The following is a 14,811-nucleotide window of genomic DNA, read 5'->3' as shown; positions in this document are numbered from 1 at the left end:
TTATTATTTGGAAAAAGACCTTGACAGCCAAGGGCCGGGAGTGTTAACTGACCAAGTTTTGGTTTTGATAAAACACAGTGGTCCTTGCTCCGTGCATATCGCACGGGGCTTTATACCCATAAGGAGGCACAATGAGACGATACGAGACAATTTTTATTGTCGATCCCGAGGTTTCCGATGAACAACGGGGGTCCATTTTTGAGCGCCTTGCCGAACTCATTTCAAAATACAAAGGAGTGTTGGTGATGCGTGACGATTGGGGCATGAGAAAACTTGCCTACGAGGTTCGCAAACGCAACCGGGGATTTTATGTCCGGCTCGATTATTGCGGGGACGGGCCTTTGGTGGATGAGATCGAACGCTCTTTTCGCATTGACGATAAGGTCATCAAATACATGACCATTATCCTGGATAACGATGCCGACCCGGATCGAATTCGTGAAGAAATGGCAAAATCGGCAGAAGAAAAGGCGGTTGCATCCGAGTCGGGGGATGGTGCATCGGCTACAGCGGCCAAGCTTGGTGCCGTGGCGGACGACGATGACGATGATGCCGGCGACACCTTGAACACCGATACCGACGAAGAAGACGAGGAGGCATAACATGGCGATAGGAACCCAATATAAAGGACGGGGCGGCAGTAACGCCAAAAATGGCGCTCCCAAACGAAAAAAACGGTTTTTTCATCGCCGGAAAGTCTGTCGTTTCTGCGCGGACAGCAGCCTGGTTATCGATTATAAAGACGCAAAGGCGTTGCGTTATTTTGTATCGGAGCGGGGTAAAATTATTCCCCGCCGAATTTCCGGCACCTGCGCGAAACATCAACGGGTGCTGCAAACAGCCATTAAACGGGCACGTTCCATTGCACTGTTGCCCTTTGTCGGATCCCTTCCGCACTGAAACGGGGCATCCGGAATAGCTCGGCTGACAAGGAGAAAATTCGCGCGTGCCGAAGGTGGTGACTGGCCAGAGCCCCACGCTGATTCTGAGTGGAATCGTGATCACTGCGTTGCTGTTTGCCGCTGCGGTCATGATTCCGTTTTTCGGGGTGTTTGCCGTCCTGGTGATTCCTTTGCCGGTACTGTTTTACCGGCTTAAGCTCGGCAGGTTTTACGGGGGCATTGTTCCGGCAGCCGCTTTTCTCCTTTGGCTGGGGCAAACCGGCGGTCTGACGGCGGATCTGTTTTTCTTTTTGGGGCAATTGGTGATGGGCTTTTCCCTGGGGGAATGCCTGGAGCGCCGATTGCCTATTGAAAAGACCATCGGCGTTGCAGCCGGTGTTGTTTTTTTGGCTGCTATTTGCACGCTGTTTTTATACACGAATGCGGCAGGCCTTGATATCGGCGTGTTTTTATCGGATTATATCAAGGCAAACCTCGCGGTTTACCAGGAGGCGTACAAAACACTCGATATGCCGAGTGAGCAGATGCAAGCGCTTTCCGTCGCGTTTGAGCATGCGCCATATGTGATTGTTCGCATTTTGCCCGGAATTTGTATGGCTGCAGCACTGTTCGGCGCTTGGATAAACTTGCTGTTGGCCCGGCCGTTATTAAAGGTCGGATGCCCGGATATTGAGCGTTTTGAGCGGTTGAATCAATGGAAAGCACCGGAGCATTTCGTGTGGGGGATTATCGGCTTCGGTGTATTGTTGCTTATCCCCGAAGTGGGGATTAAGCTGACAGGTTTCAACGGTCTGATCGTGCTGTTGCCGGTCTATTTTTTTCAGGGCATTGCCATCGTTTCTTTTTATTTTAATAAAAAGCGCTTGCCCGCAGCAATGAAATGGTTTTTATACAGCATGATCGCCTTGCAGATTTATGCCCTTATCCTTGTGATCGGCTTGGGGATTTTCGACATTTGGCTGGATTTTAGAAAATTAAAGCAACCGACGGAAACCAACGGCGTTTCCTGAGTGGAGGAACAACCATGAGAGTCTTATTAAGGGAGACGATTGAGTCCCTCGGTATCATCGGCAGCGAAGTCAATGTTGCCAAGGGCTATGCCCGAAATTATTTGCTGCCGCAGCGCAAAGCCATATTGGCGACTGTGCAGAACCGAAAATTGATGGAGTCGGAAAAAGGCAAGGTAGACCTGCAGATAGCAAAGGAAAAGTCCATGGCCGAGGAAATGGCCAAACGGCTTGAATCCGTGGTCTGCACCATTGCGGCAAAGGTTAGCGAAGAGGATCGTTTGTATGGATCGATCACCGTGCGGGATATTCTGGATGCTTTGGCCAAACAGGAAATCGAGGTGGATAAACGCAGGGTGCTCTTAAGCGAGCCGATTAAAAGCTTGGGTTCTTATAAAATCCCCATTCGAGTGTATAAGGATGTGGAACCCGAGATTACCGTGGAAATCGTTCCCGAGCAGTAGCCCCTTTTTCAAAGATATGCCCGAAAAAACGCGGATAATCGCAGAGGGGCCGTGAAACGAGATGTTTGAGTTAAGCTGATAGCTGATAGCTGATAGCTGATAGCTCATAGCTCATAGCTCATAGTTGATAGCTCATAGCTCATAGCTGACAGCGGATAGCGGATAGGGTTTAGCCTCCGGCAAAGCCGGTTTCGATGTTTCGTGTGTTTAATCATTTGCCCGGGGAAAGGCGGCCGTTTTGCCTGCCCCCGGGATTAGTGAGACTTGGCCGCATTTATATGGCAGATTCCCCGCAAAATCGTTCCAAAGATCCCTCCCTAAGCCATCTGCCCCCCCAAAGCATTGAAGCCGAGGAATCCCTTTTAAGCGCCATTTTAATTGATAATGAGGCGTTGTTTGATGTGGTGGAAGTGTTGGGAGCGGACGATTTTTACCGGCCCGCCCATCAGAAGATATTCTCGGCTATCACGAATTTATTTGATAAGCGGGAACCGATCGATTTGGTGACGCTTACCACGCATCTTCGGAATATCAACCTGCTGGAAGATATCGGGGGGGCCGCTTATCTTTCAAATCTGGTCAGTTCGGTGCCGATGGCCGTTAATCCGAGGCACTACGCGGGCATCATTCACGAAAAAGCGGTGCTCAGGCGCTTGATTCAGCGCAGCAATGAAATCACTCGCCGGTGTTATGAGCACCAGGGGGAAGTGGACGAGGTCATCAATTTTGCCGAAAGCAGTATTTTTGAAATATCGGAAGATAAGATCAAGCCGGCATTTTATCCGGTGGAAAAACTCGTCATTGATAACCTGGACGAGCTTGAAGAACGAAAAAATAACAAGTCGCTTCTCACCGGAGTGCCCACCGGCTATACGCAGCTGGATCAGATGACGGCCGGGCTTCAGAAATCGGATTTGATTATTCTAGCCGCCCGGCCCAGTATGGGGAAAACCGCCTTTGCGTTGAATATCGCCAGAAATGCCGCGGTGGACGGAAAGGTGCCGGTGGCCGTTTTTTCTCTGGAAATGTCCAAGGAACAGCTTTCCATGCGCATGCTTTGCGCGGAATCCCGGGTGGACTCCTCTAAATTGAGAAGCGGGTTTTTCAGCAATGACGATTATCGAAAGCTGACGGATGCCGCGGACGCCTTTTCACAGGCGCCCATCTACATTGACGACTCGCCCAGTCTGGGCTCCATGGATGTTCGAACCAAGTCCAGACGGCTGAAAATGGAGAAAGGGCTGGGGCTTATCATCATTGATTATATTCAGCTCATGCGAAGCCGAACCATTTCCGATCGGCGGGATCTTGAGATTTCGGAAATTTCCAGATCGTTAAAAGGCCTTGCCAAGGAATTGAATGTGCCCGTCATTGCCTTATCGCAGCTTAACCGCAAGCTTGAAGAAAGAAGCGATAAGCGTCCCCAGCTATCGGACCTTAGAGAGTCCGGCGCTCTGGAGCAGGATGCCGATGTGGTGGCGTTCATCTATCGGGATGAGGTCTATAATAAGGAAGAAAACAACCCCAACATCAACACGGCGGAAATTATTGTGGCCAAACAGAGAAATGGCCCCATCGGTACCGCGCGTCTTGCCTTTTTAAAATCCTATACCCGCTTTGAGAACCTGGCATCTTCTGATTATTATGACGGGAGTTAAATGAAGCGACTCCATGGGAACACCATCGGGCTGAAGGCAAATCAGTTGCACCGGCTTGAAAACCTTTACCGGCGGCGGATTCCACCGCAATTTGTCATCACTCCGGAGCTGTGCCGCGATCTTGCCGCGCTTTCCCACGAAACCGGCCGCCAAATGGGACTTTTGGTCAACCGCCGGGGGCATGTGGAATTTGTGATCGTGGGGGATGCGCATGGTATCGTGATTCCCGACACGCAGTCCTATCGCAGCGCTCCCGGTCGGTTAAGAGGACTTCGCTGCATTCATACGCATCTGAAGGAAACCGAAGGGGTCAGCCGGGATGATCTGACCGATTTATCCCTGCTGCGACTGGACCTTATGGCGGTGGTGACGGTCGCCGGTGATGGGCTGGCTCGCGAAATATGGGTCGCGCACCTTATCCCGAGTGCGTCCGAAGAGGCACCCTACGAGATATTGCCCCCGATTTCCCCGCACCATCCGGAGATGGATTGCCTGGAGATGATTCTGGCTCTGGAACGTGAGATCGGCCGGTCGGCGGGCAGTATTCATTATACCGAGAGTGGAATCGAACGGGCGTTGTTGGTCGGGGTCGCCATCGGACCCAAACAGGCTGCGTTGGATAGCTTAAATGAGCTGAAAGCGCTTTCCCGATCCTGCGGCATAGAGGTGGTCGGTACCCGGCTTCAGCAGCGCAGCCGGGCGGATGCCCGGTATCTTCTGGGTAGTGGAAAACTTCAGGAATTGTCCATTGTTGCGCAGCAGGCAGGGGTTTCCCTGCTGGTGTTTGACCAGGAGCTGAACCCTTCCCAGATTCGCGCCATCACGGACCTGATAGATCTTAAAGTGATTGACCGCACGCAACTGATTCTGGATATTTTTGCCCAGCGCGCCCGGACCCGAGATGGCAAGCGGCAGGTGGAGCTAGCCCAGTTGCGGTATTTATTGCCCCGGCTGATTGCCAAAAATACCGCCATGAGCCGGTTGACCGGCGGTATCGGCGGCAGAGGCCCCGGGGAAACAAAGCTTGAGATCAACCGCCGCCGGGTACGGGAACGAATCACCCGCCTTGAAAAGGATCTGGCGCTGGTCCGCAAGCAGCGCGCGCAACAACGGGCCCGCCGGGATCGCAAGCAAATTCCGGTTATTTCGATTATCGGCTATACCAATGCCGGAAAATCCACCCTGCTCAACACACTGACACACAGTCACATGCTGGCGGAAAGCCGTTTGTTCGCAACGCTTGATACGGCCAGCAGGCGCCTGCGGTTTCCACGGGATACGGAAGTGATCATCACGGACACGGTCGGGTTTATTCGGGATCTTCCCAAGGAGTTGATGGCGGCCTTTCGGGCGACGCTAGAAGAATTGGAAAGCGCGGATTTACTGCTGCATGTGGTGGATGTCAGCTCACCGCATTTTGAGGCGCATATGGATTCCGTGGAAAAGGTGCTGATCGAACTCAACTTGAACCGGATGCCGTGCCTTTGTGCCTTTAACAAACAAGATCGGGTGGCGCCGGAGTTGCTGGCCGGCTTGAAGGGCCGGCTGGACGGGGTCTTTATTTCCGCTCGTGACCCCGAAACACTTCGGCCGCTCATCGAAGAAATGGAGCAACTGGTCAACCGTTGCAAACCGGATTAATACCGTTATCAGCAACATACATCCCAAAACGGGAATGATCGTTTTTTTTGCGCTAAGGGCGTTATCTTTAAAGCGTTCGAGCATCCCAGCATCCCAGCATCCTAGCATCCGGCTTTGCCGGATTAGGATTGACTTTCCATGGTCGAGTTCATATACTCAGCGTCAGATATGGATCTTGAACAAATCAAAAGCGTCGGTGTTCGTGCCGCTTGTCAGGCTGGAGAGATCTTGCGCGGCTTTCATGGCGGCGCATTGAATATTCGGAAAAAAGGGGTCATCGATCTGGTGACCGAAGCGGATACGGCATCGGAAAAGCGGATTATCGATACCATTCGTTCCGCTTATCCGGGCCATGATATTCTGGCGGAAGAAAGTGGCCTTATCATCGGCGATGGAAAATACCAGTGGATCATCGACCCGCTGGACGGTACCACTAATTTTGCGCATGGGCTGGATGTATATTCCGTTTCCATTGCCTTTTCGGTGGCCGGTCAGGTGGTGATGGGGGTGGTGTTTTCCCCGGCCGGCGGTGAGTTGTTTGCAGCGATTAAAGGAAAAGGCGCGACGTTAAATGGCAAGGCTATCCGGGTCTCATCCACTGAGTCCATCGCGGATAGCCTTTTGGTTACGGGCTTTCCGTATAACGCAAGAGACATGATGGCGCCGCTCTTGACGCGGTTTTCAAATTGTATGGCTGCCAGTCAGGGCATTCGGCGATTCGGTTCGGCAGCCATTGATCTATGTTATGTGGCTTGTGGGCGGTTTGACGGATTTTGGGAAGAAAATCTCAAGCCGTGGGATACGGCCGCCGGGGCGTTGATTGCCGAAGAAGCCGGCGGCAGAGTGACGAATTTTCAGAATAGCCCCTTTTCGAACGATATGGCGCAGATCGTGGCCACCAATGGCTTTATTCACTCCGAGATGCTTGTGTTGCTTGGAAGTGAAAATAACATAAGTTAGGTTAAGGTGTATAATGAATAAAAGTATTTTGAAGGCCATCTCTCTGGATGATCATGTGGGATGTTTTGGAAATTTCAACCGGAAAAATTTGATCTGTAAAAAATATTGTGCCCTGAATTTGCGTTGCGCAATTGAGAATGAACAAAGTGTCCGGATTGAGGTGTTGGAAGATCTGATGATCTCTGAAGGTTTTTTTAGCAGGGTAAATTAGGCCCTTTTAGTAACCATATACCCTTTATCAGAAACATGCACGAAAAAGCGTGTATCATTGGAGAAGGTTGTTAGCTGCCAAGCATCCCAGCCGCCCAGCTTCCGGCTTTGCCGGATTAGGAGAATATCTTACCCGGATTGAGCACTCCCCGTGGATCGAACGCCGATTTTATTTTTTTCATTAACCGGGTTTCAACGACGCCGATTTCCCGGTTAAAATAGGGCGCCTTGGCGGTTCCAACCCCATGTTCGCCGGAAATGGTTCCCCCGAGCGCCAGCGTGTAATCGAAAAGCGCGCTGACCGCGTTTTCAGCCTTCAGCGCATCCCGGCTCACCTTTTTATCCAACATAATGTGAAAATGAATGTTGCCGTCCCCCGCATGGCCGAAACTGGCCATGGTGAGTCCGGTTTCTTTTTTCAAGGCTTCTATCTTTCGCACCATATCTGGAATCTTGCTGCGTGGTACCACGATGTCTTCATTTATTTTATCCGGGCCATATAAATACATGGCGGGTGAGAGCGCTTTTCGCGCCCGCCACAGATTCTTGGCTTCCTGTTCATTTTGGGCGATGACGGCTTCCAGCGCGCCCCTGGCATCGCACAGGGTTTTTAAGGCCTGAATATCGCGGGCGGTCTCTTCATTCCGGCCATCCACTTCAATAATGAGAAGCGCACCCGCCGTGGTCGGCAACCCGATTTTTAGATACGTTTCCGCGCAGCGGATGGATGCATTGTCCATATATTCAATGGCGCGGGGAACCAAACCGCTCCGGATGATTTCAGATACGGTTTCCGCGGCGGTTTCGATTCTTTCAAACACAACTTTTAAGGTCCGAACCGATTCGGGCTTGGGAATGAGCCGAAGTGCCATGCGGGTGATCACCCCCAGGGTGCCTTCGGAGCCGACCATCAGGCGGGTTAAATCATAACCGACCACGCCCTTGGTGGTTTGAACCCCGGCATGAATGATCTCGCCTGTGCCGATGACCGCTTCAAGTCCCAGCACGTAATCCCGCGTAACGCCGTATTTTACGGCACGCGGGCCTCCGGCGCACTCGCCTAAGTTCCCGCCGAGCGTTGAAAATTCGGCACTGGATGGATCCGGCGGATAATAAAGGCCCAGCTTTTCGACTTCCGTGTGAAGATGACCCGTCAGGACGCCCGGCTCCACATGGGCCACGAGATTATCCGTATCGATATGAAGAATTTTGTTCAGACGGGTGGTTACCAGGACGACGCCTCCATTGACAGGTAGTGCGCCACCGGTGGTGCCGGAGCCGCTGCCCCGGGGGATGACGGGAAAATTCGCCTCGTTGGCCAGCCGAAGGATGGCCGCCACTTCCCCTGTGCTTCCCGGAAAGATGACCGCATCCGGCAGATGCATTTGCCGGGTGGCATCATAGGCGTAGCAGGCCAGATCTTCCTTCTCGCGCGTGCAATGGGCGCTTCCCACACAGTGTTGAAGTTGAGCGTATATCCGGTTTTCAAGGGGCATGACGTGATCGGTTCCGTTTAAGGCGGATTAGAATACACCCCGCTCCAGTTTGTCGACAAGGTAGTTGACCTGTTGCTTGAGCACGCCGCTGTCTTTGATGCCGGATTCAACCAGGTTGACAGCATGAAGGACGGTGGCATGATAGCGGTTAAAACTCCTGCCGATGGTCTGAAGGGGAGAGTCCGTATATTTACGGGAAAGATACATAGCGATTTGCCTTGGCCGTGAAATATGCTGCTTGCGGGATTTGGAGGCGATATCGGCGGCGCTGATGCCGAATTGCTTGCATACCAACTGCTTGATGCTTTCAACCGTGATGGTTTGTCGCTGGCTGGTAATATGCTTGACCACGCTTTCGGCCAGATCCAAATCGATCTCTTTGCTTAAAAGGGAGGATTTTGCCGAAACACCAATGAGTCCGCTTTCCAGTTGCCGAACGTTTTCCGACAACTCTCCGGCCAGATAATGGATGACATCGTCGGGAATATTCAGATTTTTAGCCTTTGCCTTTTTCTGAAGAATACGGACCCGGGTTCGAAAATTAGGCGTATCGATCCGGGTGATCAGGCCTGAAGAGAGCCGTGATCTGAGTGAATCCGAAATTTTCGGAATCTCCACGGGAGAAAAACAACTGGAAAAAATAATTTTTTTGCCCGTATCGCTCAGATAATCCAGGGTGGCGGCCAGTTCGGACTGCGTACGTGTTTTACCGCTCAGAAAATGCACATCTTCAAGCAAAAGAACATCGCAATGGTCCCGGTATTTTTTTTTGAATTTGTCGATGCAGTCCTGGCGCAAGGATTGTACCATCTCGTTGGTAAAATCTTCCGCTGTCATATAAAACACCCGCTCATGGGGCCTTTCAGAAAGAATATGGTGCCCGACTGCCTGGGATAAGTGGCTTTTCCCCATGCCGGTTTGGGACAGGAGCATCAACGGATTCTGATCCATCACTTTGCGCGAGGCATGGGCCAGGGCCGCGGAAAAGGCAAAATCATTGTTGGTGCCGACCACAAACTGGTCAAAGGTAAAATCTCTTCGCAACAGGCGACCGCTGAACGGTTTGACTTGAATACCGGGCAGCGCCAGCTGTATCGGCGCCTTTGGTTCGGCGCCGGTAGGCTCTACGGCCTGTTTTCCATTGTTTTTCAGGACGTCCACCTGTAGGCTCATGCGCATGCCGGTGGCGTGTTCCCACTCGGACAATACAAGCCCTGCGAACTGATCCTGAAACCGGCGTTTGATATAAAAATTTGGGGCGCCGAGAATGAGCTGATTACTCTCGATATTACTAAACTCGATCGGCTCGATCCACATTTTGAACGCGTGTGTGGGAAGTTGTTGTTTACAGGCAGCCTTGACTTTTTGAAATAGTGAATCCATCAGTTTCAAACCGCTTTCCGTTAGAGAATAATTCGGGTATAATTTTTGCTTCAGATGAGACCCGCTAAAGAGCGGAAAATTTTCAGTTTGGAAGGATACTGCCGATTTATTATTGCTTCCGTGACAACGAGATGGGTTTTAGGGGAAACAGGGATAAGTGTCAATCCGGAAAAACCGTGTTTTGAAGGTGAAGGGCCAATGAGTTGTTAACAATTTGTAATGATATGGATATACAATAAAAATTATCTTGTTGACACAGTTCCCCCTCCTGAAATCGGATTCTGCGGAGGGTGACGTTTCTTTAGGGATTTTAAGGGGATCTATCATTGATACCCGCTTGTCGAAAAACAATGAATCTCTTAAAAGCTGTTTTTTTTAACGAATATCGTCTGTTTTCAATATAATTAATAACCACTGAAATCGAATCGCTGGCACGGTATTTTCATAGCGATAAAACTGGCCGCCCTCAGGGATTTTGATCCGGCGCCTGCCGTGCTATAAAGCCAAAAACAGTATTTTATTCCCGTTAACGGGGGGGAAAAAAGAGTAACGAATTACCTAGGAAAATCATATATGAGTAATAAATTACCACTTCCGATTATTGGCATTACCATGGGGGATCCGGTGGGGGTCGGCCCGGAAATTGTGATCAAGACCTTTGAGGATGCCACGTTATCGGCGCTGTGCCGGCCGTTGGTAGTGGGGGATGTCTCCCGGCTTGCATGGATTGCGCACCGCATGGGCAGCCGGTTGCGACTTAATCCGATACCCGCACCGGCCAAGGGGGTATACGAGGCGGGGGTGTTGAACGTGTTACAAGTTTCCCCGCTATTGCCGGACCGGATTGACTGGGGCCATCCGACTTATGAAACCGGACGGGCTATGGTCTCTTATATCGAAACAGCGGTTGATTTAGCGGTTCAAGGTGAAATAGCCGCCATGGTCACCTGCCCCATCAATAAAAAAGCCATGGCCGAGGCCGGTTTTGATTTCCCCGGGCATACGGAGTTGTTGGCCAAGCGGACGGGCACGGAGCAGGTGGTTATGATGCTTGCCGGTACGCGGCTGCGTGTGGTGCTGGTCACAATTCATACGGCCCTTTGCCGGGTGGCGGCAGAACTGAGCACGCAACGCATTTTGGAAACGATTATTCTAACAGCGCATGCCCTTCGGGAAAGATTCGGCATGGTTGATCCCCGGTTGGCGGTGGCGGGGTTAAACCCCCATGCGGGCGAGGGCGGCTTATTCGGGGATGAGGAGGCCCGGCTGATTCTGCCCGCCGTTCTGGCGGCAAGAGCGGCCGGGGTGAATGCTTCCGGCCCCTTTGCGCCGGACACGGTGTTTTATCATGCCGCCGCCGGACAGTTTGACGGGGTGGTTTGCATGTACCATGACCAGGGGTTGATTCCGTTTAAATTGCTGCATTTTGAAGACGGCGTCAATACGACCCTGGGCCTTCCCATTATCAGAACTTCCGTGGACCATGGGACGGCCTATGATATAGCTGGCACCGGCCGGGCGAATGAGAGAAGCCTTCGGGCGGCCGTTGAAATGGCGGTGCAACAGGTGTTTTTTAAAGCGGCTGCGAAATTGTAGGGGAATTTGGAGCGGGCAAAGAGGGGTGGGTTCTTATAGATCCGTGCACGTGCACGTTCACGCGCACGTGTACGTTTACGTTCACGATTAACCATGATGGTATTTCTTTGCAAACAGATAAAATTATGATTCGCGGGGCGCGGCAACATAACCTGAAGGGGATAGATGTGGATATTCCCCGAAATGCCCTGGTTGTGGTAACGGGCCTTTCGGGATCCGGTAAATCAAGCCTGGCGTTTGATACCTTGTATGCCGAGGGGCAGCGCCGGTATGTGGAATCGTTGAGCGCCTATGCCCGGCAGTTTCTGGAACGGCTTGAAAAACCGGATGTGGATCATATCGAGGGGCTTTCCCCCGCCATTGCCATTGAGCAAAAAAGCGCTGGGCACAACCCCCGCTCCACGGTAGGCACCGTGACCGAAATTTACGATTATTTAAGGTTGCTCTATGCCCGGGTCGGGGTGCCCCGCTGCCATCAATGCGGCGCCGTCATCAGCGCGCAGAGCATCGACCAAATGGTCGATCAGGTGATGGCGTTGCCGGAAGGAACGCGCATCATTTTGCTTTCGCCTCTGGTGTCGGCTGCAAAAGGGGGGCATGAGAAACTGATTCAACGATTGCGAAAGGATGGGTTTGCTCGTGTTCGGGTGGATGGCCGAATGCTGGAAATAGAAGCGGTGAAAGGTCTGGACAAGCAGACGCCGCACACGATCGACGTGGTCGTGGACCGGTTGATCGTCAAACCCGAAATCAAAAATCGCCTGGCCGATTCACTGGAGTTGGCCTTGGCCCAGTCGGCAGGCCGCGCGATGGTGGATGTCATAACAGGGGATGAGGTGAATAGCAGCCTTTTTTTCAGCGAGAAGGCTGTCTGCGTTACCTGTGATGTCAGTTATCCTGAATTGACGCCGGCCAGCTTTTCATTTAACTCGCCGCAGGGTGCCTGCCCGGAATGCAACGGACTGGGCGCTATTACCGAATTTGATCCGGAGCTCATCTTCCCGAATCCCTCGCTTTCCCTGCGCCAAGGGGCGGCAGCGCCATGGGCGACTCGCAGTTCTCTGTATTTCATAGAATTTTTAGAGGCACTCACCGCCTGTTATCAGGTGGATATTTATACGCCCTACAAGGCGCTGCCCGAAGCCTTTCAGCAGGTCCTTCTCTACGGCTCGGGAGAGACGCAAATTCCCTTTTCCTTTATGCGCAAGGAACGTCGGGTGACCATTCAAAAGCCCTTTGAAGGAATAATTCCCAATTTAAAACGGCGCTATCGGGAAAGCGATTCCCGCCAGATTCGGGAGGAGGTCTCCCGGTTTATGAATTATCGCACCTGCTCCGCCTGCCGGGGTGCCAAATTGAATCCGGCGAGCCGATCGGTGACGCTTGGCGGTGTGCGCATTCATGAGTTGACGGCCATGACCGTGGAAAAGGTTCGAGCGTTTTTTGATCAGCTTTCCCTGAATGAGAAAGAAGGGGCCATTGCCCGGAATATTGTCAAGGAGGTCGGAGCCAGAATCGGCTTTCTGGAAGATGTCGGTTTATCCTATCTGACCCTGGACCGGTCGGCGCAGAGCTTGTCCGGTGGAGAAAGCCAGCGAATCCGGTTGGCCACCCAGATCGGATCAAAATTAACGGGGGTTCTGTATGTATTGGATGAACCGAGCATCGGGCTGCATCAGCGGGATAATTTGCGGCTGCTGAATGCGTTGTTTAAAATGCGTGATTTGGGTAATACCGTGCTGGTGGTGGAACACGATGAAACCACCATTCGCACCTGCGACCACGTGATCGATATGGGCCCCGGTGCCGGCGTGAACGGCGGGCGAATTCTGTATTCGGGGCCGCCCGGCCAGCTTTCAGCGGTTGCCGAGTCCTTGACCGGGCAGTATCTATCGGGACAAAGACAGGTGCCGGTGCCGGCCGTTCGCCGTTGCGGGAATGGGACAAGGCTTTTGATCGAGGGCGCCTCGGAAAATAATCTGAAGGACATCGATGTGGCGTTTCCCTTAGGGTGTTTGATCTGTGTGACGGGGGTGTCCGGGTCTGGAAAATCAAGTCTCGTTCTGGAAACCTTATACCCGGCGATAGCACAGCAATTATACCGGTCCCGCAGCCGGGCCGGCCGGTATCGGCATATTTCCGGGTTGAATCATATCGACAAGATCGTTCATATCGATCAAAGCCCCATCGGCAAAACGCCCAGATCCAATCCCGGCACCTATACCGGCCTGTTTACCTATATTCGGGATCTTTTTGCCAAAACAGCGGATGCCCGTATGCGGGGGTATAAATCAGGGCGGTTCAGTTTCAATGTGAAAGGCGGCCGGTGTGAGGCTTGCGGCGGGGACGGCATTATTCGTATTGAGATGCATTTTTTGCCGGATGTGTATGTGACCTGCGATGTCTGCCACGGCAAACGGTATAACCGAGAAACCCTGGAGATCCGATACAAGGGAAAAACCATCGCCGAGGTGCTGAATATGACCATCAACCAGTGCCGGGCCTTTTTTGAACCTATTCGGCTCATTCGGGAAAAGCTTGAAACCCTGCAGGATGTGGGGGTCGGCTATATTAAAATAGGTCAGTCGGCCACCACGCTGTCCGGCGGAGAGGCCCAGCGCATCAAGCTGGCCCGGGAGCTTAGTAAGCAGGGTACCGGAAAGACGCTCTACATACTCGATGAACCGACCACGGGCCTTCACATGGAAGATGTGCGCCATTTGCTTGAAGTGTTAAATCGCTTGGTGGACGCGGGAAATACCATTCTGGTGATTGAGCATAACCTGGATGTGATTAAAACGGCCGATTATATTATTGACCTTGGGCCAGAGGGCGGCGAGGCCGGGGGACGAATTCTAGGATGCGGCACGCCGGAAGAGATTGCGGCCATGCCCGAATCCCATACCGGCCGGTATCTTAAAGTCGTGTTGGAAAAGAGGGGGATGACGCCGAGCTGACAGTTTATAAATAGTGTGGTTAAGACTTATAACATATCGATAGTTAAACTATAAAAATAGCCGATATGAAATTGGTTGAATAGCGGGTGCGGATTGAAGGCTTGCGGTGTTCTCGAATGTAAAAAAGGCAGCGCTGAAAATATTCAGCGCCGCCTTTTTTATAAAAACAGATGTATCCGCAAATATGCGTTAGTGCGCGCCGCCACCTAACAAGCCGGCGATGGCTGCTGCCTGCGGATGCGCAAAAATCAGAATCAGCGCGATAACCAGAGCGTAAATACACAAAGACTCGATCAGCGCCAGACCGATCAGCAGGGTAACCGTTACCTTACCTGAAGATTCGGGGTTCCGGGCAATCCCTTCGACGGCTGCTTTCAGGCCGAGGCCCTGGGCAATACCGCAACCAAACGCTGCAACGGCGATACCGAAACCAGCTGCGGTAACGCAAGCAATAAAAAACTGTAATGCATTCGCTTCCATGTTTAACTCTACCTCCTCATTTAAAAGTATTAAAGTTTGGCTTCTTCCATAATCCTG

At 52.1% G+C, this 14,811-nt stretch carries 12 protein-coding genes; 9 read left to right on the top strand and 3 right to left on the bottom strand.

Going from position 1 to position 14,811, the window contains the following annotated elements; genetic code table 11:
- Positions 1-131: 131 nt before the first annotated feature.
- The 7 genes from rpsF (at position 132) to RBT11_09590 (ending at position 6,632) form a co-directional block, all read left to right on the top strand.
- Positions 132-602 (top strand): 30S ribosomal protein S6, encoded by a 471-nt coding sequence (gene rpsF, locus RBT11_09620; GenBank protein MDX9787024.1) that lies wholly within the window; start codon positions 132-134, stop codon positions 600-602.
- Position 603: 1 nt separating this feature from the next.
- Complete coding sequence (rpsR, locus tag RBT11_09615) at positions 604-900, top strand: 30S ribosomal protein S18 (protein ID MDX9787023.1); 297 nt, start codon at positions 604-606, stop codon at positions 898-900.
- 46 nt (positions 901-946) lie between these two features.
- Complete coding sequence (locus RBT11_09610; protein ID MDX9787022.1) at positions 947-1,912, top strand: YybS family protein; 966 nt, start codon at positions 947-949, stop codon at positions 1,910-1,912.
- A gap of 14 nt (positions 1,913-1,926) precedes the next feature.
- Positions 1,927-2,373: a 50S ribosomal protein L9 gene (rplI, locus tag RBT11_09605; protein MDX9787021.1), complete on the top strand. Its 447-nt coding sequence runs from the start codon at positions 1,927-1,929 to the stop codon at positions 2,371-2,373.
- Between the two features lie 278 nt (positions 2,374-2,651).
- The gene (dnaB, locus tag RBT11_09600; protein MDX9787020.1) at positions 2,652-4,031 is read left to right on the top strand and encodes a replicative DNA helicase; all 1,380 of its coding nucleotides are present in this window, start codon (positions 2,652-2,654) and stop codon (positions 4,029-4,031) included.
- Positions 4,032-5,672, top strand: a complete 1,641-nt coding sequence (gene hflX / locus RBT11_09595; protein MDX9787019.1) for a GTPase HflX — start codon at positions 4,032-4,034, stop codon at positions 5,670-5,672.
- 138 nt (positions 5,673-5,810) lie between these two features.
- Entirely contained in the window at positions 5,811-6,632 is an 822-nt protein-coding gene (locus RBT11_09590; GenBank protein ID MDX9787018.1) for an inositol monophosphatase family protein, read from the top strand.
- A gap of 326 nt (positions 6,633-6,958) precedes the next feature.
- Here the strand turns inward: RBT11_09590 and RBT11_09585 are convergent, their stop codons facing one another.
- On the bottom strand, positions 6,959-8,338 hold the full coding sequence (locus RBT11_09585; protein ID MDX9787017.1) for an FAD-linked oxidase C-terminal domain-containing protein: 1,380 nt from the start codon (positions 8,336-8,338) through the stop codon (positions 6,959-6,961).
- A gap of 27 nt (positions 8,339-8,365) precedes the next feature.
- Positions 8,366-9,721, bottom strand: coding sequence for a chromosomal replication initiator protein DnaA (dnaA, locus tag RBT11_09580; protein MDX9787016.1), 1,356 nt, complete (start codon positions 9,719-9,721; stop codon positions 8,366-8,368).
- A 573-nt stretch (positions 9,722-10,294) separates the two neighbouring features.
- On the opposite strand from dnaA, the gene pdxA reads away from it, so the two are divergent.
- Together pdxA and uvrA are read left to right on the top strand one after the other, a co-directional pair.
- Positions 10,295-11,317, top strand: a complete 1,023-nt coding sequence (pdxA, locus tag RBT11_09575; GenBank protein MDX9787015.1) for a 4-hydroxythreonine-4-phosphate dehydrogenase PdxA — start codon at positions 10,295-10,297, stop codon at positions 11,315-11,317.
- A gap of 107 nt (positions 11,318-11,424) precedes the next feature.
- Positions 11,425-14,274: an excinuclease ABC subunit UvrA gene (uvrA, locus tag RBT11_09570; protein ID MDX9787014.1), complete on the top strand. Its 2,850-nt coding sequence runs from the start codon at positions 11,425-11,427 to the stop codon at positions 14,272-14,274.
- Between the two features lie 189 nt (positions 14,275-14,463).
- On the opposite strand, the gene atpE is transcribed toward uvrA, so the two are convergent.
- Positions 14,464-14,754, bottom strand: coding sequence for an ATP synthase F0 subunit C (gene atpE / locus RBT11_09565; GenBank protein MDX9787013.1), 291 nt, complete (start codon positions 14,752-14,754; stop codon positions 14,464-14,466).
- Positions 14,755-14,811 lie beyond the last annotated feature (57 nt).

It is taken from the genome of Desulfobacterales bacterium, assembly GCA_034003325.1.
GTDB lineage: Bacteria > Desulfobacterota > Desulfobacteria > Desulfobacterales > JAFDDL01 > JAVEYW01.
Note: the sequence above shows the minus strand (reverse complement) of the source record. Positions and strands in the feature narration are given on the sequence as shown.

Coding starts and splice junctions, on each gene's coding strand:
- rpsF (MDX9787024.1), top strand. CDS start 132: ATGAGACGATACGAGACAATTTTTATTGTCGATCCCGAGGTTTCCGAT.
- rpsR (MDX9787023.1), top strand. CDS start 604: ATGGCGATAGGAACCCAATATAAAGGACGGGGCGGCAGTAACGCCAAA.
- rplI (MDX9787021.1), top strand. CDS start 1,927: ATGAGAGTCTTATTAAGGGAGACGATTGAGTCCCTCGGTATCATCGGC.
- dnaB (MDX9787020.1), top strand. CDS start 2,652: ATGGCAGATTCCCCGCAAAATCGTTCCAAAGATCCCTCCCTAAGCCAT.
- hflX (MDX9787019.1), top strand. CDS start 4,032: ATGAAGCGACTCCATGGGAACACCATCGGGCTGAAGGCAAATCAGTTG.
- RBT11_09590 (MDX9787018.1), top strand. CDS start 5,811: ATGGTCGAGTTCATATACTCAGCGTCAGATATGGATCTTGAACAAATC.
- RBT11_09585 (MDX9787017.1), bottom strand. CDS start 8,338: ATGCCCCTTGAAAACCGGATATACGCTCAACTTCAACACTGTGTGGGA.
- dnaA (MDX9787016.1), bottom strand. CDS start 9,721: ATGGATTCACTATTTCAAAAAGTCAAGGCTGCCTGTAAACAACAACTT.
- pdxA (MDX9787015.1), top strand. CDS start 10,295: ATGAGTAATAAATTACCACTTCCGATTATTGGCATTACCATGGGGGAT.
- atpE (MDX9787013.1), bottom strand. CDS start 14,754: ATGGAAGCGAATGCATTACAGTTTTTTATTGCTTGCGTTACCGCAGCT.